Source organism: Rhodanobacter sp. sgz306013 (genome assembly GCF_057031145.1).
In genome coordinates, this window is the sequence record NZ_JBXCIJ010000005.1 from 192,772 (window position 1) to 215,210 (window position 22,439).

At 70.2% G+C, this 22,439-nt stretch carries 21 protein-coding genes; 5 read left to right on the top strand and 16 right to left on the bottom strand.

What is annotated here, in order from left to right; genetic code table 11:
• Positions 1-94: 94 nt before the first annotated feature.
• Positions 95-1,297 carry an amino acid aminotransferase gene (locus tag AC2EWF_RS17220; protein WP_483640617.1) on the bottom strand — a complete coding sequence of 401 codons (1,203 nt, stop codon included), beginning with the start codon at positions 1,295-1,297 and terminating at the stop codon, positions 95-97.
• A gap of 63 nt (positions 1,298-1,360) precedes the next feature.
• A complete protein-coding gene (gene ttcA / locus AC2EWF_RS17225; protein WP_483640618.1) occupies positions 1,361-2,191 on the bottom strand; it encodes a tRNA 2-thiocytidine(32) synthetase TtcA in 831 nt (276 codons plus the stop codon).
• Positions 2,192-2,291: 100 nt separating this feature from the next.
• Between ttcA and AC2EWF_RS17230 the strand changes: the two genes are divergently transcribed.
• On the top strand, positions 2,292-2,498 hold the full coding sequence (locus AC2EWF_RS17230) for a YdcH family protein (RefSeq protein ID WP_077483207.1): 207 nt from the start codon (positions 2,292-2,294) through the stop codon (positions 2,496-2,498).
• A gap of 13 nt (positions 2,499-2,511) precedes the next feature.
• Positions 2,512-3,123, top strand: a complete 612-nt coding sequence (locus AC2EWF_RS17235; RefSeq protein ID WP_483640619.1) for a GNAT family N-acetyltransferase — start codon at positions 2,512-2,514, stop codon at positions 3,121-3,123.
• A gap of 111 nt (positions 3,124-3,234) precedes the next feature.
• Here AC2EWF_RS17235 and AC2EWF_RS17240 read toward each other — a convergent pair whose 3' ends face one another.
• The 3 genes from AC2EWF_RS17240 to AC2EWF_RS17250 form a co-directional block, all read right to left on the bottom strand.
• On the bottom strand, positions 3,235-4,485 hold the full coding sequence (locus AC2EWF_RS17240; RefSeq protein ID WP_483640620.1) for a TIGR03862 family flavoprotein: 1,251 nt from the start codon (positions 4,483-4,485) through the stop codon (positions 3,235-3,237).
• 184 nt (positions 4,486-4,669) lie between these two features.
• The gene (locus tag AC2EWF_RS17245) at positions 4,670-5,749 is read right to left on the bottom strand and encodes a hypothetical protein (RefSeq protein WP_483640621.1); all 1,080 of its coding nucleotides are present in this window, start codon (positions 5,747-5,749) and stop codon (positions 4,670-4,672) included.
• Positions 5,750-5,905: 156 nt separating this feature from the next.
• On the bottom strand, positions 5,906-7,627 hold the full coding sequence (locus AC2EWF_RS17250) for a proprotein convertase P-domain-containing protein (RefSeq protein WP_483640622.1): 1,722 nt from the start codon (positions 7,625-7,627) through the stop codon (positions 5,906-5,908).
• 745 nt (positions 7,628-8,372) lie between these two features.
• On the opposite strand from AC2EWF_RS17250, the gene AC2EWF_RS17255 reads away from it, so the two are divergent.
• Both AC2EWF_RS17255 and AC2EWF_RS17260 read left to right on the top strand, forming a co-directional pair.
• Entirely contained in the window at positions 8,373-8,540 is a 168-nt protein-coding gene (locus AC2EWF_RS17255; RefSeq protein ID WP_483640623.1) for a hypothetical protein, read from the top strand.
• A gap of 210 nt (positions 8,541-8,750) precedes the next feature.
• Positions 8,751-10,136 (top strand): M20/M25/M40 family metallo-hydrolase, encoded by a 1,386-nt coding sequence (locus AC2EWF_RS17260; RefSeq protein WP_483640624.1) that lies wholly within the window; start codon positions 8,751-8,753, stop codon positions 10,134-10,136.
• A 3-nt stretch (positions 10,137-10,139) separates the two neighbouring features.
• Here AC2EWF_RS17260 and AC2EWF_RS17265 read toward each other — a convergent pair whose 3' ends face one another.
• Positions 10,140-10,511: a DUF1161 domain-containing protein gene (locus AC2EWF_RS17265; RefSeq protein WP_483640625.1), complete on the bottom strand. Its 372-nt coding sequence runs from the start codon at positions 10,509-10,511 to the stop codon at positions 10,140-10,142.
• A gap of 69 nt (positions 10,512-10,580) precedes the next feature.
• Positions 10,581-11,273, bottom strand: coding sequence for an ArsR/SmtB family transcription factor (locus AC2EWF_RS17270; protein ID WP_483640626.1), 693 nt, complete (start codon positions 11,271-11,273; stop codon positions 10,581-10,583).
• An 82-nt stretch (positions 11,274-11,355) separates the two neighbouring features.
• Between AC2EWF_RS17270 and AC2EWF_RS17275 the strand changes: the two genes are divergently transcribed.
• On the top strand, positions 11,356-11,988 hold the full coding sequence (locus AC2EWF_RS17275) for a flavin reductase family protein (RefSeq protein WP_483640627.1): 633 nt from the start codon (positions 11,356-11,358) through the stop codon (positions 11,986-11,988).
• Between the two features lie 82 nt (positions 11,989-12,070).
• Here AC2EWF_RS17275 and hrpB read toward each other — a convergent pair whose 3' ends face one another.
• The 9 genes from hrpB to AC2EWF_RS17320 all read right to left on the bottom strand — a co-directional run bounded on the left by hrpB (position 12,071) and on the right by AC2EWF_RS17320 (position 22,436).
• Positions 12,071-14,611 (bottom strand): ATP-dependent helicase HrpB, encoded by a 2,541-nt coding sequence (hrpB, locus tag AC2EWF_RS17280; protein WP_483640628.1) that lies wholly within the window; start codon positions 14,609-14,611, stop codon positions 12,071-12,073.
• Between the two features lie 427 nt (positions 14,612-15,038).
• A complete protein-coding gene (gene gspD, locus AC2EWF_RS17285; RefSeq protein WP_483640629.1) occupies positions 15,039-17,456 on the bottom strand; it encodes a type II secretion system secretin GspD in 2,418 nt (805 codons plus the stop codon).
• A 3-nt stretch (positions 17,457-17,459) separates the two neighbouring features.
• Complete coding sequence (locus AC2EWF_RS17290; RefSeq protein WP_483640630.1) at positions 17,460-18,179, bottom strand: hypothetical protein; 720 nt, start codon at positions 18,177-18,179, stop codon at positions 17,460-17,462.
• Positions 18,176-18,838 (bottom strand): type II secretion system protein GspM, encoded by a 663-nt coding sequence (gene gspM, locus AC2EWF_RS17295; RefSeq protein ID WP_483640631.1) that lies wholly within the window; start codon positions 18,836-18,838, stop codon positions 18,176-18,178. The genes AC2EWF_RS17290 and gspM overlap by 4 nt, the downstream gene beginning before the upstream one ends.
• The gene (locus AC2EWF_RS17300) at positions 18,835-20,001 is read right to left on the bottom strand and encodes a PilN domain-containing protein (RefSeq protein ID WP_483640632.1); all 1,167 of its coding nucleotides are present in this window, start codon (positions 19,999-20,001) and stop codon (positions 18,835-18,837) included. The genes gspM and AC2EWF_RS17300 overlap by 4 nt, the downstream gene beginning before the upstream one ends.
• Positions 19,998-20,855, bottom strand: coding sequence for a type II secretion system minor pseudopilin (locus AC2EWF_RS17305; RefSeq protein WP_483640633.1), 858 nt, complete (start codon positions 20,853-20,855; stop codon positions 19,998-20,000). The genes AC2EWF_RS17300 and AC2EWF_RS17305 overlap by 4 nt, the downstream gene beginning before the upstream one ends.
• Positions 20,852-21,523, bottom strand: a complete 672-nt coding sequence (locus tag AC2EWF_RS17310) for a prepilin-type N-terminal cleavage/methylation domain-containing protein (protein ID WP_483640634.1) — start codon at positions 21,521-21,523, stop codon at positions 20,852-20,854. Before AC2EWF_RS17310 ends, AC2EWF_RS17305 begins: the two co-directional genes overlap by 4 nt.
• On the bottom strand, positions 21,520-21,930 hold the full coding sequence (locus AC2EWF_RS17315; RefSeq protein WP_483640635.1) for a prepilin-type N-terminal cleavage/methylation domain-containing protein: 411 nt from the start codon (positions 21,928-21,930) through the stop codon (positions 21,520-21,522). Before AC2EWF_RS17315 ends, AC2EWF_RS17310 begins: the two co-directional genes overlap by 4 nt.
• Positions 21,927-22,436 (bottom strand): GspH/FimT family pseudopilin, encoded by a 510-nt coding sequence (locus AC2EWF_RS17320; RefSeq protein WP_483640636.1) that lies wholly within the window; start codon positions 22,434-22,436, stop codon positions 21,927-21,929. Before AC2EWF_RS17320 ends, AC2EWF_RS17315 begins: the two co-directional genes overlap by 4 nt.
• Between the last annotated feature and the right edge of the window lie 3 nt (positions 22,437-22,439).

The window sequence follows — 22,439 nt, forward strand, 5'->3', positions numbered from 1 at the left end:
CGCAGGGACGAAGTCGAAGGGATGCAGCGTTTCGACTCCGCCCGCTACGCAGGCTACGCTCAACGCGAACGGTTCGCGGTGCCTTGCGGGGCGATCAGCGGCAGACTGCGGCGATCGCCTTGGTCACGTAGTCGATATTGCCGGTATTGAGTGCGGCCACGCAAATGCGGCCGCTGGAGAGCGCATAGATCGCGAACTCCTCGCGCAGGCGATCCACTTGCGCCTTGCTCAAGCCCGAGTACGAGAACATGCCGGCCTGCCTGTTGATGAAGCCGAAGTCCGGCGCGCCCAGCGCGGCGAGCTTGTCCACGAAGGCCGCGCGCATGGCGTGGATGCGGCCGCGCATCGCGCCCAGTTCCTGCTCCCACAGCGCGCGCAGTTCGGTGCTCTCCAGCACGCCCGCCACCAGCTTGCCGCCGTGGGTGGCCGGGCTGGAATAATTGGCGCGGATGGTGGTCTTGATGCGCGACAGCAGCCGCGCGGCCTCGTCACGGTCGGCGCCCACGAAGCTGAGCGCGCCCACGCGCTCGCCGTACAGCGAAAACGATTTGGAGTAGGAGTTCGCCACCACGAAGGCGGGGATGCCCGAGTCGGCCAGCAGGCGCACCGCCGTGGCGTCCTCGGTGGCGCTCTTGTCGAAGCCCTGGTAGGCCATGTCCACGAAGGGCAGCAGGCCACGATCCTTCAGCAGCGCCACCACCTGCGCCCATTGCGCGGCGTCCAGGTCCACGCCGGTGGGGTTGTGGCAGCACGCATGCAGCAGCACCACCGTGCCGGGCTCCAGCTTGCCGAGGTCGGCCAGCATGCCGGCGAAGTCGAGGCCGTGGCTGGCGTCGTCGTAGTAGCGGTAGTCGATCAACTGGAAGCCGGCGGTGCGGAACACCACGTGGTGGTTGCCCCAGCTGGGATTGCTGATCGCCAGCTTCGCGTCCGCGCCCAGCACCTGCCTGAGCAGGTCGGCGCCCACGCGCAGCGCGCCGCTGCCGCCGATGGTCTGCGCGGTGGCCACGCGACCCGCTTCGAGGATGGGCGCGCCTTCGCCGAACAGCAGTTTCTGGGTGGCACGGTTGTACGCGGGTAGGCCGTCGATCGGCAGGTAGCTGCGCGGCAGGTTGTCGCGCGCCAGCGCCTGTTCCACCTGGCGCACCGCGTCCAGCACCGGCACCTTGCCCTGCTCGTCCACGTAGATGCCCACGCCCAGGTTCACCTTCTCCCTGCGCGGATCGGCGAGGTAGGTTTCGGTTAGGCCGAGGATCGGGTCGCCGGGGGCCATTTCAACGGAAGCAAAGATGGACACGTGATTTCTCGCTGTTCTGCGTATGGAAGTATGGACGTCCATTCGGACGAACGCCCGATGATCTCAGATTTCGCCGCCGCCCGCCCGTTCGCCCGCCCCCAGCCCCTCGAAATCGAACAGCCTGCGATCGGCCAGCTGCGACGGCGCCACGTTGCCCAGCGCACGGAACATCGTCTCGCTGCGGCCGGGAAAGTCGCGCTCCCACTCGTCCAGCATGCGCCGCACCTGCTTGCGCTGCAGGTTCTCCTGCGAGCCGCACAGGTTGCATGGGATGATCGGGAATTCGCGCAACGCCGCGTATTCGGCGATCTCGCTCTCGCGGCAGTAGGCCAGCGGGCGGATCACCACGTGGCGGCCGTCGTCCGAGCGCAGCTTGGGCGGCATCGCCTTCAGGCTGGCCTGGTGGAACAGGTTGAGGAAGAAGGTGGCGAGGATGTCGTCGCGGTGGTGGCCCAGCGCGATCTTGGTGACGCCGTTCGCCGCCGCCCAGGTGTACAGCGAGCCGCGGCGCAGCCGCGAGCACAGGCTGCACATGGTCTTGCCGGCGGGGATCACCCGGGTGACCGTGCTGTAGGTGTCCTGCTCGATGATGTGGAACGGCACGCCGCGCGAACGCAGGTACTCCGGCAGCACATGCTCGGGGAAGCCCGGCTGCTTCTGGTCCAGGTTCACCGCGATCAGCTCGAAGCGCACCGGCGCCCTGGCCTGCAGCTGCAGCAGGATATCCAGCAAGGTGTAGGAGTCCTTGCCGCCGGACAGGCACACCATCACCTTGTCGCCGTCCTCGATCATGCGGAAATCCGTGATCGCCTTGCCGGCCTGGTGGCGCAGCCGGGTGGCGAGGCGCTCGACCTCGGCAGCGGGTGTGGCAAGGGTCTCGGGCAGGGCGGACATGGCGGGAACAGGAGGAAAGGGACGCCCATTGTACCCGGCCGCCCCGCCCGCTTCCGGCGGCGCTACACTAAGGGCACCGTCCGCAGCGCCGCACACCGCCATGCAGGTACAGGATCACGCCGAAACCGCCCAGCTGCTCGCCGAATTGCGGCTGGAGCACCGCGACCTCGACAGTGCGATCAACCAGCTGGCCAGCGCGATCGGCCGCGACGAGCTGCAGCTCACCCGTCTGAAAAAACGCAAGCTGCTGCTGAAGGACCACATCGCGCGGCTGGAAAGCAAGCTGATCCCCGACCTCGACGCCTGAACGCGCCCCGCCAATGCCTTTCGCCGCCCCGATCCCGCTGCGCGACGCGCATGTCGCGCTGGAACCGCTGAGCCTCGATCACGTTTCCGCGCTGGAGGCCGCCGCCGCCGACGGCGAGCTCTGGAAGCTGTGGTTCACCAGCGTACCCGCCCCCGGCCGGGTCGCCGCGTACGTGGAGAAGGCGCTGGAAGGCCAACGCGACGGCACGATGCTGCCGTTCGCGGTGCGTGAAACGGGCAGCGGTGAGATCGTGGGCAGCACCCGCTATTACGACATCGCGCCCGAGCTGCCGCGGCTGGCGATCGGCTACACCTGGTACGCGCGCCGCTGGCAGAAGAGCCACCTCAACACCGCGTGCAAGCGCCTGCTGCTGGCGCATGCGTTCGATGCGCTGGGCTGCGTGGCGGTGCTGTTCCATACCGACCACCGCAACCTCGATTCGCAGCGGGCGATCGAACGCATTGGTGCGCACCGCGACGGCGTGCTGCGCGCCGACCGCCGCCGTCCCGACGGCAGCCTGCGCGACACTGTGTGCTATTCCATCCTCGACCACGAATGGCCGGATGTCGGTCGCTGGCTGGAGTTGCGGCTGGGACGGCTGGCCGGGGCGCCCTCGCACGGCTGATCCGCTGCCGGACCGGGAGGCGGGCGGAGAAACCCGTCGCAGACGCCGCGCCTCGCCCTCACCATCCCGACGGCTAAAGGTCGGAGGCGCCGCTACCCGGCGAGGGCAAGCTCAGGCACCCGCCCGGCGCTGCAGCCAATGCGCCGCGCCGCGTCCGGCGAGCAGGCCGCTTGCGAAACAGGCGGCAAGCAGGTAACCGCCGGTGGGCGCCTCCCAGTCCAGCATCTCGCCGGCGCAGAACGTGCCCGGCCGCGCACGCAGCATCAGCCGATCGTCCAGCGCCTCCAGCCGCACGCCGCCGGCCGTGCTGATCGCCTCCGCCAGCGGGCGCGGTGCCCGCAAAACGAGGGGCAACGCCTTGATCCGCGCCGCGAGCGCGGCCGGATCCGCGAGCACGGCCTTGTCCGCGCCCTCGAACACCAGCGCGCACTTGGCCGCGTCGAGATGCGCGCGGCGGCGCAGCCAGTCGCCCAGGCTGCGCTTGCCGCGCGGGGCGGCCAGCCGTCCCGCGAGCGCGCCGCGCGGCAGGCCCGGCGCCAGGTCCAGCCGCAGCAGCGCCTCGCCATCCCGGGCGATCCGCTCGCGCAGCGCCGGGCCCACCGCGTAGACCAGGCTGCCCTCGATGCCGTACTCGCTGAGCACGCATTCGCCCTGCCGCGCCTGCGCGACGCCGTGGCGATCTGTCCAGTGTGCCGTCACCGCCTTGAGCGGCGCGCCGGCGAAGCGCGTGCGCAGGTGTTCGCTCCACGCGATCTCGAAACCGCAGTTCGCGCTTTGCAGGGGCGCGACGTCGACGCCGGCGGCACGCAGCAGTGCCACCCAGGCACCGTCGGAACCGAGCTTGGGCCAGCTTGCGCCGCCCAGCGCCAGCACCGCGGCGTCGGCGGCGACGAGGCGCTCGCCCTCCGGCGCGGCGAAGCGCAGCAGCGCGCCGTCGTCGCTCCAGCCCAGCCAGCGGTGGTGCATGTGGAAGGTCACGCCGTCGGCGCGCAACCGGTGCAGCCAGCGGCGCAGCAGCGGCGCCGCCTTCATGTCGGCGGGAAACACCCGACTCGAGCTGCCGGTGAAGGTCTCCACGCCCAGCCCGTGCGCCCACGCGCGCAGCGCCTCGGCATCGAAGGCGCGCAGCCAGCGCGCGATCTCGTCGCGGCGTTCGCCGTAGCGCTCGACGAAGCGTGCGAACGGCTCGCCGTGGGTGAGGTTGAGCCCGCCCTTGCCGGCAAGCAGGAATTTCCGGCCCACCGAGCCCATCGCATCATAGACGTCGACCCGGAGGCCGGCCGCGCGGGCGGCCTCGGCCGCCATCAGGCCGGCCGGGCCACCGCCGATGATCGCCAGGCGCGATGGAGTGCTCGTCGTCATCCGCGCATGGTCGCATGCCGGCTGGGCACAGACGCGGAAAATCGCCGGGAGCGATTTTGACATCGCGCCAGCGACGGCCGCGAGCACGCCAGGCAGGGAGGGTGGGCACAAAAAGGCCCGGCCGTCGCCGGCCGGGCCAGGGTGTATCCGCGTTCGGCGCGCGCCCTGCGCGCCTACGCGGCACTCAATGCAGGATCGCGTGCGAGATCGCGCAGGAGTTGGTGTCGTTCGACCAGCTGGCTTGCTCGGTGAAGGTGCCCGTGCCCATCGCCACGTTCGCCGCACCGCCCGCCTGGCCCGCCGCGATCCAGGCGCACTCGTCCGAGTTCTCGGCACCGGTGCGGTGATTGGTCCAGCCACCCGCCGGATAGGTGTCCGACATCATCTCGTGCCACTCGTGGCCCAGCGTCATCGTCCAACCGTCCAACTTGCCGGCCGAGCCCGAGTTCACGAAGTTCACGCCGCAGCTCGCGCCCAGGTCCATGTTGTAGGGCTGGTTGCTGTAGGCAATGTCGCCGTACGACGAGGTGGTGTAATCGTGCCACGCGCAGTAGCCCTGGGTGGGGCTCTGGTAGTTGTCCGGGTCGGAACCGTGCGGCGACATGATGATGTAGTAGGTGTAGCGGTTCGAACCCTGTCCGGTGTTGCCGAAGTGCGCCGCCGCCTTGATCGCCTCGTTGGCCAGGTCGGTCGCGGTTGGTGCGCTGGGCGCGGCCGAATTGTCGTACCAGGAACCCGCGTACACGCCGCCGGTCTGGTACGGCACGAAGTTCGCGTTCGACGGGCAGCTGGTGGCGCCTGAGGCCACGCCCGCGCCATCGCACCACTGGGTCAGATCGGCCGACCACAATTCGCTGCCGGTACCGATGCCCTTGAACATCTCCTCGGCCACCGCCGCGGCACCGTAGGAGTCGTTGGAGAACACGTCGTCACCCTTGGCGTTGAGGGTCTGCGTGCCCCACTGGCTTCCGTAGTACACGACGTAGACCTTCACGTGGCTGTCCATCACGCCTACGCCGCTGGTGCCGCCACCGTAAGCCAGCGTGTTTGTGCTGCGCCTGACCTTCTGTGCAGCCATGTACTTGTGGATCAGCTCCTGCACCGGGCGGGTGGGTATCGCGCCATGGCGATAGGCATGCCCGCTGGCAGGTGCGTAAGGGTTGAGTTCCGGTGGTGCGCCATTGCTGGACTGGGCCATGGCCATCCCGCCGGCCAGAGCGAGCAGGACGGACGCAGCGATGGCCTTGATTGCGATGTGTTTCATTTGCACTCCCCCGAGTGTTGGTGTGATTGTCCCGGCACGCACCATGCGTGCCGGGCCAGGGATCGCACGTCCCATGTCGAAACTCCGGTGGCACGATGCGGTCGCGCCGCACCCCGGAACGAAAACGGCGCGCATCCCTGCGCGCCGCGCCTTCCGTCAGAACTGCAGGCTCCAGCTGTTCAGCGTGCCTGCGTCGCCGCTGTACCACGGGTCGTTGTCGATCACCTGCAACTGCCAGGTGCCCGACGCCGCGTCCGCCGACGCATTCACCGTGTAGGTGGTGTTGATGTTGCCGTCGTTGTTGTAGTCCGGCGACTGCAGCGTGTACGAGGTGCCATCCGGCGCGATCAGGTCGATCTCCAGGTCGCCCGACCAGTTGTGCGTGATGTTCACGTTTACCTTGAGCGTGGACGGGGCATTGCCCGATACGCCGCTCACCGCGATGCTGTCCTGGATCGTGGCGTTGTCGCCGATCGTCACCGGCGTATCGGTGCTGCTGAACGTGCCGCCACCGCCGCCACTGCCGCTGGAAACGGTCACGGAAGCGGTCTTGCTGTTGGTCGCGCCGGTGCTGTCGGTCACCGTCTCGGTCACGCTGTAGGTACCCGCCGCCGCGTAGGTGTGGCTCGGGTTCGCCGTGGTCGAAGTTGCGCCATCACCGAAGGTCCACGAATACGCGCTGATCGTGCTGCCCGTGTCGGTGGAGGCATCGGTGAAGTTCACGGTCAGGCCGCTCACCGTGTCGGTGAAGTTCGCCACCGGCGAACCGCTGCCGCCACCGCCGCCATTCACGATCGGATGCGAGATCGCGCAGGAGTTGGTGTCGTTCGACCAGCTCGCCTGCTCGGTGAAGGTGCCCGTGCCCATCGCCACGTTTGCCGCACCGCCCGGCTGGCCTGCCGCGATCCAGGCGCACTCGTCCGAGTTCTCCTGGCCGCTGCTCGCGTTCGTCCAGCCGCCCGCCGGATAGGTGTCCGACATCATCTCGTGCCATTCATGGCCCAGCGTCATCGTCCAGCCGTCCAGGTTGCCGGCCGAGCCCGAGTTCACGAAGCCCACGCCGCAGCTCGAACCCATGTCCATGTTGTACGGCTGGTTGCTGTACGCGATGTCGCCGTAGGACGAGGTGGTGTAGTTGTGCCACGCGCAGTAGCCCTGGGTCGGGCTCTGGTAGTTGTCCGGGTCGGTGCCGTGCGGCGACATGATGATGTAGTAGGTGTAGCGGTTCGAGCCGGCCGCGGTGTTGCCGAAGTGCGCCGCCGCCTTGATCGCCTCGTTCGCCAGGTCGGTCGCGGTCGGCGCGCTGGGCGCCGCCGCCGCGTTGTCGTAGAAGACACCGGCCAGCACGCCGCCGGTCTGGTAGGGCACGAAGCTCGCGTTCGACGGGCAGCTGGTGGCGCCCGAGGCCACGTTCGGGCCGTCGCACCACTGGGTCAGGTCGGCCGACCACAGTTCGTTGCCGGTGCCGATGCCCTTGAACATCTCCTCGGCCACTGCCGCGGCGCCGTAGGAGTCGCCGCTGAACACGTCGTCGCCCTTGGCATTCGTGCTCTGCGTGCCCCACTGGTTGCCGTAGTACACGATGTAGACCTTCACGTGGCCGTCCATCACGCCCACGCCGTCGATGCCGCCGTTGTAGGTCAGCGTGTTCGAGCTGGTCGCCGTGGTCGCGGTCGACGCGTGCGTGTCGCGGTAGTGCTTCATCTTCTGGTGCACTTCGCGCGTCGGCACCGCACCGTGGCGGTAGCTGTGCCCGAAGGCCGGCGCGTACGGATTGAACTCCGACGACAGGCCGTGGTTGTCCTGCGCCATCGCCGGGCCCGCCACCAGTCCGAACAGGACCGATGCAGCGAGCGTCTTGAGAACGATCTGCTTCATTTGAACTCCCCAAAAGGTATGTTGGGTGCCCCTGTGCACGCCCCCGCATGCAGGCACCGTCGTTTGCGGTTGCTGGCACGTCCCATGTCGACCGTCCCGGGCAGGTTGCAGTCGCTCACGCCCCGGAACGGAAACGGCGCGCATCCCTGCGCGCCGTGTCTTTCGTCAGAACGTGGGGCTCCAGCCGTCGGGCGCGCCCTGGTCGCCGCAATGCGACGACGCGCGACCGGTCACGCGCCCTCCCCGGGATCCCGTAGCCTGTACCAGGGCAGGCATGGGTATCGCGCCGGGTGGTGTGCCGCTGGTGGAATGGGTCGACTGCGCGGATGCGCAGGAAGCCGCCGAGGCGATGGCGGCAGCCCGTGCTGTCGGGCGGAGGTGAGGCATGAACGACTCCCCGGATTTTCGGGACAAACGGACCTGACGCGGCCGCATGACCCCGTGGCAATCACATGTCGCACCCCCGTGCGACGCCGTTTTCTGCTTGCCAGACGATTCCCGAGCGCCCATTGCGGCCACCGTCCCCCCGAGAGATTCCCTCTCGCGGCCGGCCTTGGGCTCAGCTCGACGACGCTCGCCCCCGCAGGCGCCATCCGGAACCATTCGCCGACGCTCCCCGTGGCGAATTACCCAAAGCTAAGCAATCGGATTTGCACCCGTCAATATCAAAAAGCGCAAATGCGTAACGGCGACACACAAATCATTTACGCAAGCTTCATGTTGAGTTTTGACGCATGAAAAAGCGATGGAAACCGTGATTACATTCGATTTCCTGCGCATGGCCACGATGCCGACGCAACCGCAAACCCTTCTCCCGTGCCGCTCCAGAGCCGCCCCAGAGCCGGAGAAGCACGGCCGCCTGCGCAACAAGAAGCGATTTCTGCAGCCAGACGCCTTCATTCGCGTCAAATGACCAGTCGGCAATTATTTTCGATTATCTCGTTCCAATCGATCCAGTCCGCCAATCCCTGCTTCAATGGCAAGGGCCGACGCCTTGCACGAAGTTGCGATATGGTGGCCGCAATGGATCGATCAACCGGCCACGGCGGACATTCCAAAGCCGGCCTGCTGCAACACGCCGGACTCGGCCCGCCGGACCGACCGCCGCCGGAGCGCAACCGCGATGCGTCGGATCCTGTCGACCGGGTGCTGGATCGTCCTGTGCGCCACCTTGCCCGCCCATGCCGCCCAGTGGCCTGCCGCGCCGCGCGATCACCCGGAATTGCGCGCGCTTGGCATGGCGCCCAGCGCGGCCGAGCTGCGCACCACCATCACCGCCCTGGTGGGCTTCGGCACCCGCCACACGCTGTCCGACACGAAATCCGCCACGCGCGGCATCGGCGCGGCGCGGCGCTGGGTGCAGGCGCGCTTCGCGGCGATCTCGCGCGACTGCGGGGGCTGCCTTGAAGTCGTCACGCCTACGCAGACCTTCACCGGCAAGCGCATCCCGCAGCCCACCGAGGTGATGGACGTGGTGGCGATCAAGCGCGGCAGCGCAGATCCGCAGCGCGTGATCGTGATCACCGGACACCTGGATTCCCGCGTCAGCGACGTGATGAACGCCACCAGCGACGCGCCCGGCGCCAACGACGACGCCTCCGGCGTGGCGGCGGTGATCGAGGCGGCGCGACTGCTGGCCAAGCAGGACAACCGCGCCACCCTGGTGTTCGCCGCGCTGTCCGGAGAGGAACAGGGCCTGTATGGCGGCAAGGTGCTGGCCGACTACGCGGTCGCGCATGGCTGGCGGGTGGAGGCCGAGCTCAACAACGACATCGTGGGCAACAGCCGCGGCGGGAACGGTGTCATCGATGGCACCGTGGTGCGGGTGTTCTCCGAAGGCACGAAAACCAACGAGACGCCCGCGCAGGCGGCGTACCGGCGCTACCACGGCGGCGAGCTTGACTCGCCCTCGCGCAACCTCGCGCGCACCATGGCGCAGCTCGCCGAACGGTACCTGCCGGATTTCCGCGTACGCATGGTCTACCGTACCGACCGCTACGGCCGCGGCGGCGACCAGGTGCGGTTCCTCGAAGCCGGCTATCCCGCGGTGCGCGTCACCGAGGCGCACGAGGACTACGCCCGCCAGCACCAGGATCTGCGCACCGAGCATGGTGTGCACTACGGCGATACCCTCGCCGGCATCGACTTCCGGTATCTCGCGCGCGTCACCGCGCTCGACGCGATCACCATGGCCGCGCTGGGCCGCGCGCCCGCGCCACCCGGCGGCGTGGACATCCACGGCGCAGTGACCACCGATACCGTGCTGGACTGGCGCAAGGTACCTGGCGCCGCGGGCTACCGCGTGCACTGGCGCGACACCACCGCGGCGCAATGGCAACACGCCCGACCGGTGGGCGACGTCAGTCGCGCCGTGCTCAAGGACACGGTGATCGACGACGGGTTCTTCGGCGTGTCGGCAGTCTCGGCCGACGGCTACGAGAGCCCGGTGGTGTTCCCCGGCGACGCCGGCAGCTTCGATCGCTCACCGCCCGCCGCCGCGAAACCCTGAGGCTCAGCCGCCACCGGACGAGGGCACGGCCGGCTGCGGCTCGTCGCTCTTGCGTGGCATGCCCGACGATTCCTTGTTCATGGCGGGCTTCGCCTGCATCCGGGCGGGCGGCTGCGCCGGCGTGGTTCCGCCTCCCGCCTCGCCGGCGGCGCCCGTGCCTTTCTTGTAGACGATCTGCTTGTCGCCTTCGCACTGGCCGACCACCTTGCCATCGCCGGCCGGTTCGTCGTGCGCCACCACCGTCAGCGTGTAGCCCTCCAGCCCCTTGGCCTTGAGCTTCGCGTCGATGCTCGCCTTGACCGCGTCACACGAGGCATGGACCAGCATCGGCGGCGTGAGCAGCGCCAACGCGACGAATACACCATGCGGTTTCATGGGCAGGCCTCCGAATATGGGGATGCCCATCAAACCGCGCAGCCAATGAAATCCGCGTCGACAGCGCCTTCAATCCAGCCGCACGCCCAGCTGTGCGAGGCGGCGCAGGCCGTCGGCGCTGGGCAGCAGGGCGCGGCTGCGGCTGGCGCGGCGCAGCCAGCCGGCGGCCAGCATCGCGTCGGTGAGCGCCACGCCCAGCGGGCCGCCCAGGTGCAGTCGGCGCTCGGTCCAGTCGACACAGCCGCGCCCGCGCAGGCGCAGCAGCCGTCCGGCGGATTCCGCTTGCCAGCCCACGCCCATCAGCGCCTCGACCGCGGGCAGCTGCAGGCGCAAACCGTCGCCGGTGGACCGCAGCCAGCCGTGCTCCAGCCACGTGGTGCACATCGCCACGCCGAGCTCGCCGGCGAGATGGCGATAGCAGGTGCGTGCGCGGCACAGCGCGGGATCGCTGCCCTGCGGTCGCGGCACCCGCGGAGGGATCGGCAACGCCATCGCCTCCAGCCACGCCGCCACCTCGTCGCTGGCGAGGCGGTAATAGCGGTGCCGCCCCTGCACCTGCACCGCGAGCAACCCACCGTCCAGCAGGCGCTTCAGGTGTGCGCTGGCGGTGGCCGCGCCCACGCCGGCGACGCGCGCCAGCTCACCGGCGGGCCGCGCGCTGCCGTCCAGCAGCACCAGCAGCATCGCCGCGCGCGCGGGCTCCGCCAACAGGGCACCGAACTCGGCCAGCTGATAGCGGTTGGGGATGTCGGCGCGGCTCATGCGCGCAGTCTAGTGCCCACCCTGCGCGCTCGTTTCGCCATGCGGCGAAACATCGGCCAGATGCCGCAGCGACACTGCCGGCATGGACATCTACCACGCCCCCGACACGCTTCAGATCACCCCATCGATCCTGTATTTCGGTACGCCCGTGCTGCTGATCACCACGCGCAATCCCGACGGCTCGGCCAACATCACGCCGATGTCCTCGGCCTGGGCGCTCGCCGACCGCGTGACGATAGGCCTGTCCGGCGGCGGCCAGGGCCTGGCCAACCTGCTGCGCGAACGCGAGTGCGTGCTCAACCTTGCCGCCGAGTCGATGCAGGAAGCGGTGGAACGGCTGGCGCCCACCACCGGCCACGACCCGGTACCGGCGTGGAAACGGGGCTATCGCCACGAGGCGGACAAGTTCGCCCTGGCCGGTTGGCACGCGCTGCCCTCCGTGCGGGTGGGCGCGCCACGCATCGCCGAAGCGCCGCTGCAACTGGAGGCGCGCCTGCTGCGTGCCACCGACCACCCTCTTGAGGGTTGGCGCGACAGCGCCGGCGGCTACACCGCGCTGGAGCTGGAAGTGTGCCGCGTGCACGCGCATGCCGACATCGTGGTGCCTGGCAGCTCGCACATCGATCCGCGCCGCTACCGTCCGCTGTTCTACGTGTTCCGCCACTACTACGGCGTGGGGCCGGCGCTGGGCCGCACGTTCAAGGCCGAGGTGTAGGCGACGGCGGGATGTCCGCCGATGGATGAAGACTCTCCCGCCCCGCCCCGCCCTGCCCGGCCGCAGGGAAGGGATCCGCCTGTCACGTGCCGCGCGGCTTGGCCCGGTGCGTGGGGGTGGCCGTCCACGGATCGTCGGGCCACGGATGCTTCGGGTAACGCCCCTTCAGCTCCTTCTTCACCTCGGGGTAGGTGCGCTCCCAGAAACCGCGCAGGTCCTGGGTGACCTGGATCGGCCGGCCCGCGGGCGACAGCAGGTGCAGGGTCACCGGCACGCGGCCGCCGCCCACGCGCGGGGTGTCGGCGAGGCCGAACAGTTCCTGCAGCTTCACCGCCAGCACCGGTGGCGCGTCGGGTGCGTATTCCAGCTGGCGCACCTGCCCGCTGGGTACGACGAGTGCATCCGGCGCCTGCACCTCCAGCGCCTGGCGCTGCGCTCGATCGAGCATGGCCGCCAGCGCCTGCGACAACTCTTCCGGCGCCAGCGCGTCGAGCCGGCGCTTGCCGTGCAGGTATGGCGCCAGCCAGTCCTCCAGGGTGGCCAGCAAATGGACATCCGAAACGTCGGGCAGGCCCAGCTCCGGCATCCAGCCGCGCAAGGCCTGCATGCGCAGGCGCAGGCGCTGCGCGTGTTCGCTCCAGGGCAACGCGCCCAGTCCCTGGCTGCGGATCGCCGCCAGCAGCGCGGGCAGCGCGTCCTCCGGCTGCACCGGAGCGCTGCGGCGTTCCAGCACGATGGCCGCGTAGCGGCGCTCCTCGAACGCCTCCACGGCGTCGCGCGCGCCGTTCCAGCGCAGCACGCGTTCGCGCACGAAGCGCTGCGGGTAGTCGCGCTCCAGCGTGCCCGGATCGAACGGCGCCGCGGCGAGGATCAGGCTGTCGCGCGCCTCGAAGCGCAGGTCCAGCGCCACCAGCCAGGGCTCACCCAGCAGGGCGGTGTTCTCGTGCAGGCGCGCACCACGACCGTTGGCCAGCGTGTAGCGCAAGGGATTGCCCTCGTCGCGGCGCGCGATGCGGTCGGGAAAGGCGTGCAGCAGCAGGTCGCCCACCGCGTGGCTGTCCGGGGTGCCGCTGGCGGCGCTGCGCACATCCAGGCGCCTGCGCCAGCCTTTCGCGGCCTGCTCGACCGCGGCCAGCGCGCCCGCATCGGCACCGTGGCTGCGGCGGTCGCGCCAGGCATGCAGCGCCGCCACGCGCACGCGGAAGTCGTCGCTGCGGCCCTGCTCGCCGCGCAGTGGCGAGCGCGCCTCCATCAGCGCCAGCAGGTCGGCGACCAGTGGCCGCAACGTGTCCGGCGCGCGCAGCGCGGCGGCGCCGAGACGCGGCGTGGCACCCAGCTCCAGCATGCGCCGGCCCAGCGCGGCGATGCGGCCGTCATCGTCCAGCGCGCCGAGGTTCGCCAGCAGTTCGCGCGCCTGCGCCAGCGCGCCAGTGGGAGGCGCATCCAGCCACGGCAGTTCGCTGGTACCCCACGCCGCCAGCTCCAGCGCGAGGCCGGACAGTTCCGCCTGCGCGATCTCCGCCGTGCGCGCGGGGTCCAGCCGCTTGCTCTGCGGCCACAGGCGGTAGGCCGTGCCTTGCGCCACGCGACCCGCGCGGCCCGCGCGCTGGTCGGCCGAGGCCTGAGCGATGGTCACGGTTTCCAGCCGCGTGAAGCCGGAGTTCGGATCGAAGCGCGGCTCGCGCGCAAGGCCCGTGTCGATCACCGCGCGGATGCCCGGCAAGGTGACGCTGGACTCGGCCACGTTGGTGGCCAGCACGATGCGCCGGGTGCCGGGTTCGGCGGGCGACAAGGCCCATTGCTGCTCCGCCAGCGACAACTCGCCGTGCAACGGCACGACTTCGATGCGCACGCTTTCCCCTCTCTCTCCCGTAGAGGAGGGCAAAAGCGCGGCGTCGTTCGCAACGGTTCCTTCCAGGATCGCCTGCGCCCGCGCGATCTCGCGCCGCCCCGGCAGGAACGCCAACACGTCGCCGTCGTTTTCCGTCAGCGCCAGCTTCACCACGCGCGCGAGCTGGTGCTCCACGCTCTCCTGCGTGCGCGCCGGTGGATATTCGATGCGCACCGGGAAGCTGCGGCCGGGACTCGTGAGCCGCGGCGCATCCAGCCAGCGCGCGATGCGTTCGCCGTCCAGGGTGGCGGACATCACCACCAGCCGAAGATCAGGCCGCAGCGTGGCCTGCACGTCCAGCGCCAGCGCGGCGCCGAGATCGCCGGCGAGGTGGCGTTCGTGGAATTCGTCGAACAGGATCGCGCCGACGCCGGCCAGCTCGGGATCGTCCTGGATCAGGCGGGTGAGGATGCCTTCGGTGACCACTTCGATGCGCGTGGCCGCGCCCACCCTCGATTCGAAGCGGATGCGGTAGCCCACCGTCTGCCCCGCTTCCTCGCCCAGTTGCCGCGCCATGAACTGCGCGGCGGCCCGCGCGGCGATCCGGCGCGGCTCCAGCACCACGACCTTGCGGCCATCCAGCCACGGCGCGTCGAGCAGGGCCAGCGGCACCTGGGTGGTCTTGCCCGCGCCCGGCGGCGCCTCCAGCACCAGCCGCGGCGTCGCTTCCAGCGACGCGCGGATGTCGGGGAGCAGCGGGGTGATCGGGAAACTGGGCGGCGCGGGACTCATGCGCGGCGATGATAGCGGCCGCGATGGCTCTCAATGAGAGGCATCCAGCATGCAGGATTTACTCGCGCCCTTTCATGTCGCTCACCTTGAGGATCTTGGTAACGGCTAGGACACGCTCGCAAGATCCCAGACTGCCGTAATGACCGGCTGGCCCCAGCGTTCCCTGGACAACGACATGCGATGTCCCCAAGGCCCCGAGGCATCCGCGGCAGGCAACTCCGCCTGCGACATGTCTCCCTGTATGCACCATCTGGCATTCGTGCCATCCGGTGTGAAGACGGCATTCTCGAAGTTGTAGAAGCACTCGCCGCCATACACGCGTGGGCCACTCGGCAGTGATGCACATGCCGAGACCGACAGGGCGACGCCGGCCAGCAACGACGTACGGCTAGCCCCGACCACGATCATCTCCTTGAAGTCCCCGGCATCAATGCCGCAACGGCGCCGTCCGCGTCGCACTCGCCGGCGCCGGGGCGGGTTGCGCCCGCTCCTCCCGCAGCGGCTTCAGCGATTCGAAGCCGCGCTGGTAGTCGTCCGTGATCTGGCGCGCCTCTTCGCTGCTGCGGATCACCCGCGGGGTGATCAGCACGATCAGCTCGGTACGGTTGCGGTTGCGGCTGGTGGTGCCGAACAGGCGACCAAAAAACGGAATGCGGTTCAGACCTGGAATGCCTGTGTCGGAGGTCCCTTCGTCTTGCTGGATCAACCCTCCCAGAAGTACCGTCTGGCCGCTCTGTACGGCCACCTGGGTCTGCATGCTGCGGTCGGAGATGGTGTAGTTGCCGTTCTGGTCCTTGGTGGTGGGGTTGCTCACTTCCTGGCTGACGTCGAGATAGACCAGGCCGCCCGGGTTCACCCGCGGCACGACCTTGAGGATCACGCCGGTGTTGAGGTATTGCACCTGGCCCAGCGTGCCGATGGTGCTGCCGCCGGCGCCGAGGCCCGGCGTGATGTAGCTCTGGTTCACCGGCACCTGGTTGCCGACCTGGATGCTGGCCGGCTGGTTGTTCATCACCACCAGCGAGGGCGCGGACAGCGTCTTGGTGTTGCCGCTGGTTTCCATCGCGCGGACGGCCGCCTGGAACTTGCCGTTGCTGCTGAGGAAGGAATAGAAGAACGGCTCGCCATGGTACTGGTTGCCGCCCGAGCCCAGTGCAATCTGCCGGTGCGCTCCCGGATAGGCACTGGTCGCGCCGACCACGTTGCCGTTGGCATCGTAACTTGGCGTGCTGTTCGCCAGCCCCTGCAGGTACCACTGCACGCCGAACTGGAACTCGCCGGTGAGGTTGACCTCGAGGATGCGCGTCTCGATCTGCACCTGCAGCGGGATCGTGTCCAGCCGCTTGATCGCGGCCTCGATCTCGGCCCATTGCGATGGCCGCGCCCGCACCAGCAACTGGTTGTTCGCGTCCACCGAGCCGATGCGGACGCTGCCGTCCTGCGAGACGTACTGTTGATCCTGGCTGGTCGCGTTGGCGTTGCCGAAGCTGGTGGCCGAGGCCGCGCCGCCCTGCATGCCGCCCAAGCCGCCGCCAGCGTTGTTGCCGTAGCTGTTGTTGCCCATGCCGCCGATGCCGCTGCTGGTACCGCCCAGTCCACCGCTAGCGGTGTTGCTGCTGCCGAAGCTGCCGGCGGCGCTGCCCATGCCGCTGGCCGAACCGCGCGCGTTCTCGGCGCTGCCCAGGGTGCCGGAGCTGAGACCCGGGCCGACTTCGCCACCGGACCCGCTGCCACCGCTGCCACCGCTGGCGTAGATCTGCGCCAGGTACTTGGCGAGGTCGGAGGCCTTGATGTTGCGCACGTCGTACACGTAGAGCTGCGGCTGGTTGCCGCCGCCCTGGTCGATGCGGGCGATCCAGCCGCCCACCTCGTCCACGTAGTTCGGCTGCGTGCTGATCACCACCAGCGCGTTGGTGCGCTTGATCGGGATGAAGCGCAGCATGCCCGCCAGCGGGGTGTCGCCCTTGGGCCCGAACATCTGGTCCAGCTTGGGCATCAGCTGGTCGACGTCGGCGTGCTGCAGGTTGAACACGCCCACCGACATGCCACGCAGCCAGTCCACGTCGAAGGTGCGCACGGTGCGGTCGTAGTTGGCCAGTTCCTCCGGTGTGCCAGACATCACGATCACGTTGCGGGTGGGATCGACCAGCAGCACCGCGTCGGGCCGCGCGAACGGCTTGATCAGCTTCTGCATCTCGCCGGCGGCGATGTAGTGCAGCGGGAACAGCCGCGCCTGCAGCCCGCCGGCCGGCGCGCTCGCGCCCAGGCTGGGCACCAGGTTGCCGCCCACCGCCTCCTTCGCCGGCAGCACCACGTAGCTGCCGCCGCGCTCGACCAGCGCGTTGTTGGTCCACGACAGCAGGGTCTCAAGGATCGGCAGCGCCTGGCCGGCATCCACCGGCTCGGCGGTGGAGAAGGAGATGTTGCCCTGCACGCCGGGCACGATGGTGTAGTTCTTCTTGAGCAGGTCGCCGAGGATCGCCTTCACCACCGCCTGCACCGGCTGGTTCTCGAAGTTGAAGGTGACGCCGTTCGCGCCGGACACGGCCGGGCGGGGCGCCGCCAGCGCCGTGGGCCGCACGAACTGGCCGTTGCCGCGGCTGATCTGCGGCAGCACCGCCGCGTTCGTGGTGGTGGTCTGGTCGTTGTTGAGCGGCAGCGGCGCGGGCACCGGCGCATGCGTGCCGGCCATCGCCTCGCGCTGCAGCGAGGCATCGTCGGGCTGCGGCGGCAGGCTGGCGCAACCGGCCAGCAGGGTCAGCGCCGCCAGCGCGGCAATGCGCGGCCAGGTGGACCGCAGGCTGGCACGCGAGGGCGAACGCGCGGAGGTGGGCAGGCGGGACATGGATCAGTGTGCTCCTTCGTGGTTCGCGGCCTGGCTGGCGGCGCGGCGCTGCAGTATCGCGGCCTTGAGTTTGCGCAGGCGGTCGAGCTGCTGCGGACTGTATTGCGGGGGCTGCTGGCGCGAAGCGCCCTGGCCAAGTGGCACCACCCGCTGCATGGCGGCGGCACCGGCGGCTTCGGCGGGTGGCGACGGCGGCGTGGCCATGGGCTCCACGGCGGTGGTGGATGCCGCCTTCGCGGCATCGATCGGCGCGCCGGCGGGCAGTTTCAGTTCGGTGCGGCCCTGGGTGGAATCGAGGATCACCGAGCGCGGCTTCACCTCGACCAGGCTGAGGCTGCCGTCGGGCAGCGACTGGCCTTCGCGCAGGCGCAGTTCCCTGTTGCCGTTCTTGTCGTGCAGCAGCGCCATGTGCAGCTGCGGCGTGAGGATGATGCCGGTCAGCTGTAGGTCGCCGATGCTGCTGCCGCCGCTGGCGGCGTGCGCCTCCGGCTTGCGGTCCGGGCTGAACAGCGACTGCTGCCACACCGGCGCGAATTCCGCCAGCGGCAGCGGCGTAGGCAGGCCGGCATGCCTGCCGGGCGTTGGTGGCAGCGCGGCGGCACGCGGCGCGTCCCAGTGCACGCCGCGGCCGAAACCGGCCAGCAGCGCCAGCCACAGGGCGCCGAGCAGCAGGGCAAGGACCACCAGGACCGGGGTCAGCCGGCGTTGGCTGGCGGCGTTCATGGCGTCGCTCCCGGCTCGTCCGCGGCAGCGTCGGGCATCGGCGCCGAGGCGGCAGGCGCGGCGCCCCCGGGACGCACGTAGCCAGACAGGGTGAACTGGACTTCCAGCGGCGGCCCGTTGCCGTGCGCCGCTACCGGATTGCGGTAGACGTTGAGGTTGTCCACGAATAGGTAGGGCGTGCCCTGCTCCAGCGCCTGCAGCACGCCCACCAGCGGCTCGATGTCGCAGCTGAGGTTGATGCTCACCGCCGCCTTGCGGTATGGCTCGCCCGAGGTTACCTGCGGGTTGGGCACCGGCATCTTCTGCGCCACCGTGCAGCTGCCGCCCTCGGTGTGCGCGCTCACCGCGTCCACCACGCGCTGCATCAGGTCGGCGGCGGCGGTGTTCGGATCGTCCTCGGGCAGGAACGCGCTGCTGGCGGCCTGGCCGGCACCCAGCATGGCGATGCGCTGGCGCAGCTGCGGCTGCTCGGCGATCGCCGCGGCGTAGCGGCTCTGGGTATCGCGCAGATCGTCCATCTGCGCGGCGATGCTGCGCAACGGCGCCACGAACCACCAATGCAGCAGCAGGAAGTAGGCCAGCACCAGCACCAGCACCAGCAGGCCGACCGCGGCGATGCGGCTGTCGCGTGGCGAGAGCTTCAACACCCGGTTGCTCATGGCGTGCTCCGGGCGGCGGCCGGCCGGGCGGCGCCCGCATGTTCCGGCGTCGGCTTGTGCAGCTGCGCCACCATGTAGAAGCGCTCCTTGCCGGTGGACGGGTCGGACTGGATGCTGCCCTGGAAGTTCGCGTTGTCCAGCAGCGGCGAGCCCTTCAGCAGGTCGAGCAGCTTCGCCGCCTGCGGGCTCTGGCCCTGGAAGCCGATCTGGCCATTGTCGTCGAGGCTGAAGCGCTCCAGCCATGCGCTCGGCGGCAACCGCCGGGTGAGGTCGAGCAGCACGCCGAGCACGGTGGGGCGCTGCGCCTTGCGCTGCGCGAGGAAGCCGGCCGCGCCGGCGTCGTCCTGCAACTGCTTGCGCAGGTTCGTCACTTGCTGCGCCTCGCCGCGCATCGCCTCCACCTGCGCCTGCATCTGCGCCAGCGCACTCTCGCGGTTGTGCAGCCAGCTGCCCATCGCCAGCAACAGCAGCAGCACGCAGGCGGCCCCGAGCATCAGGTTCAGGCGCAGCCGCGGCCGCGTGCGGCGCGAGGCCTGGTCCGGCGGCAGCAGGTCGACGCCAAGGCGGCCGGCATCCTGCGCCAGATCCACCGCGTCCACCGTGATGCCGAGCGCCCGCAGGCGGGCCAGCAGCGGATCCAGCGTGTCGCGCCGCACCACCAGCAACTCCACTGCGCAGCGCCCGGCTGCAGCCGGCTGCGCCAGCTCGCGCACCGCGTAATACACCTGCGCGGCACTAAACGGGGTCTGCCGGTCCATCTCGTAGCCCGCCACCTGGTGCAGCTTGCCGCGCGCGGCCACCGGCAGTTGCAGCACGCGACGCAACACCGTCTGGGCGGGCAGCAGCAGGGCCAGCCGGCGATCCTCGGGGTCGGTGCCCTGCCACGCGGCGGCCAGCGCGGCCTGCTGCGCGACGGCGTCCAGCCCGTCGGTCCAGCGCGCCAGCGGCTCGGCCTCGCCGGCGCGGCGCAACTGCCAGTCGCCGTCGATCCGCTGCAGCAGGTGCCAGCCGGCGCCGTCGGCCAGCGCGGCGCGCCAGCGCGGGGGCAGCAGCGCTCGCAGCTCGCCGCCCCACCAGGCGAAGAATGCCGGCAAGGGCGAGGCACGCCAGCCGCGGCGCCATGGTTCCAGCAGTGGCCGTAGCGACCGCATCGCAGCACTCATTCCCCGTCGCCCTCTTCCCAACGCAACACCGTATACGGTCGCGCAGCCGCCCCTCCGGCCCGAAAGCGTACTGTCGCACGGATCACCGCGCGCGTGCCGTCGGCCAGCACAGCTTCCGCGCGGATGCTGTGCGTGATGCCGCCGCCGACCGGCGGCGCGGCCTCGCGGCTGTTGCGTTCCCGCGTCGCCTTGACTGCCTGCAACTGCTGCGGATCGAGCCCCGGGATCGCCGCCAGCGCCAGCGGCGGCGCGGTATTCGGGTCGGGTACGGCGAGCCCGGACCAGATCGTGATGGCTGGTTCGATCCGGCTGTACAACGCCGGCGTCATGCCCAGCACCAGCTGCAATTCCTGCAGGCTGGCGAACGGACCCTCGCGCGGACCGTAATCGCGGCCGGCCGCCGCGTATTCGGCGCGCACGCGCTCGCCCCCGCCGATGCGCGGAAAACTGCGCCACGCCACCACGTTCGCCGCCAGCGTGGCGGCGGCGGCCTGGTCCAGGCCAGCGGCATGGAACAGTCCCTTCAGCACCTCGGGCGAAGCCGCGTTGAGATCGACCTTGCCGCCCTCGTCGGTCACCGTGACGCTGACCGCCGCGTCGTCGAAGCGGAAGGGATACGTGCGGCCGTCGCCGACCCAGCGCCGCACCGCGACCGGATCCTGCACCGCGTAGACCGCGCGCATCACGCCCGCCTCCGCCGCGTAATGCGCGCGGGCCTCGGCGAACTGGTAGCGGGTCTGCAGCGCCTCGGTACGCGCCAGCGCCGCGTAGCCGCCAAGCAGGATCGCCAGCAGGGTGCAGGCCCACAGCACCAGCAGCAGGGCCACGCCGCGTTGACGGGCGCGCCGCCTCATTGCGCCCCCCGGAGCGGCATCATGCCGCCCGGCAGCAGGCCGACCCGGCCGACCATCGCGGAGGCGTCGACGCGCAGCGGCACCTCCAGTTCCGGCCAGTCGTAGCCCCCCCTGGGTTGCAGGCGGATGCGCACCAGCTGCGGCAGGCGGCCGCCGTCGCGCCAATTCTCGCCCCACGGCACTTCGCGGTTCTGCGCGTCGCGGCCACGGTAGTCGAAGCTGCCGCCCGCGATGTGGTCGAGCAGCACCTGTGGCTTGCCCAGCGCTTTCGGCGGCCTGCCGTCCGGCGGCAGCAGGGCGAGGCTCAGTTCCAGCCGCTGCCCTTTCTTGCCGTCGTCCACCAGTTGCAACACCTGCAATTGCGGTCCCAGCTTGCCGAGGTAGCCGGGCAGCGGCGCCACGTAGCGCAGCTCGTGCGCGCTGCCGGAGAACACGATCGGCTGGCCGTTGTCGTTGCGGGCGAACGGCTGCGCCAGCGCCTGCGCCAGCTCGCGGCGCAGGAAGCGCTGGGCCGAGCCGATCTGGTCGACCCGCGCGATCGCCGCGCTGCCCGAGCGCACGGCGTGCACCGCGCTGCGCACGCCGCCGTACACGCCCACCAGCAGCAGGGCCAGCAGGGCCATCGCACCCAGCACTTCCAGCAGGGTAAAGCCGAGCTGCCGCCTCATGGCACGATCCCGCCCGGTGCCGCCGGCGTGCCCAGGCGCAGGGTGCTGAAGCGCGCGACCTGCGGATGGGCCGCACTGCCCCAGCGCACGGTGAGGTCGAGCCGGTAGAGCTGCAGCATCGCGCCGCCGGGGCGCGGGCCGGGCGGGTTCCACGGCGTCACGTCCAGCTGCCAGTGGTAGGCCTGCCGGCCGAAGTCGCCGCTGCTCCGGCCGGGCTGCAGCGGCATGCCCACGTCGGCGCTGTCGAGCAGGCTGCGCGCGCGCAGCGCCACCTCGTCGTGCACGGCCGCGTTGCGCGACAGCGCGATCGCGCCACCGGCCACTTTCATCAACGCGGCGAAGGCGATCGCCAGCAGCAGCATCGCGGCGATCACCTCGAGCAGGCTGAAGCCGCGCTCGCGCCTCATGGCGGCGCCACCCGGTCCACCACCGCGACCTGCCCGGTAAGCCACGACACATTGATGCGCCACTGGCGGCGGCCGCTGGAAAGCACGATATGGCCACCGGTGGAACTGCCGTCGGGGAAAAAGCGGATACGCCCGGTGTGCTGGTCAGGGCGGTCCTCCAGCGCGCTGGTGATCGAGAGTTTCAGGCCCTTGGGCAGGCGCACGTCCTTCCGCTTCGCGTCGCTATACGTGCCGGCGCGGGTGTCCACGTCAAAATGCTGCTCCCTGCCCTGCACGATCGCCTGAGCGCGGGTGGCGCGCAGCGCGGCGGCGATCTCGCCGCTGGCCGCGTTGATGCGCGCGCTGGCCAGGCCCTGGGTCACCGACACCGCCACCGCCGCCGCCGCGATGCCGATCAGCAGGATCACCACCAGCATTTCGAGCAGGGTGAAGCCGCGGCCGCGCCGCCGCGCTCCGCTTGCCTGTACGGCAGGGAATCGGGGCAGGCGTGGCGACGCGAGGCGCATGGA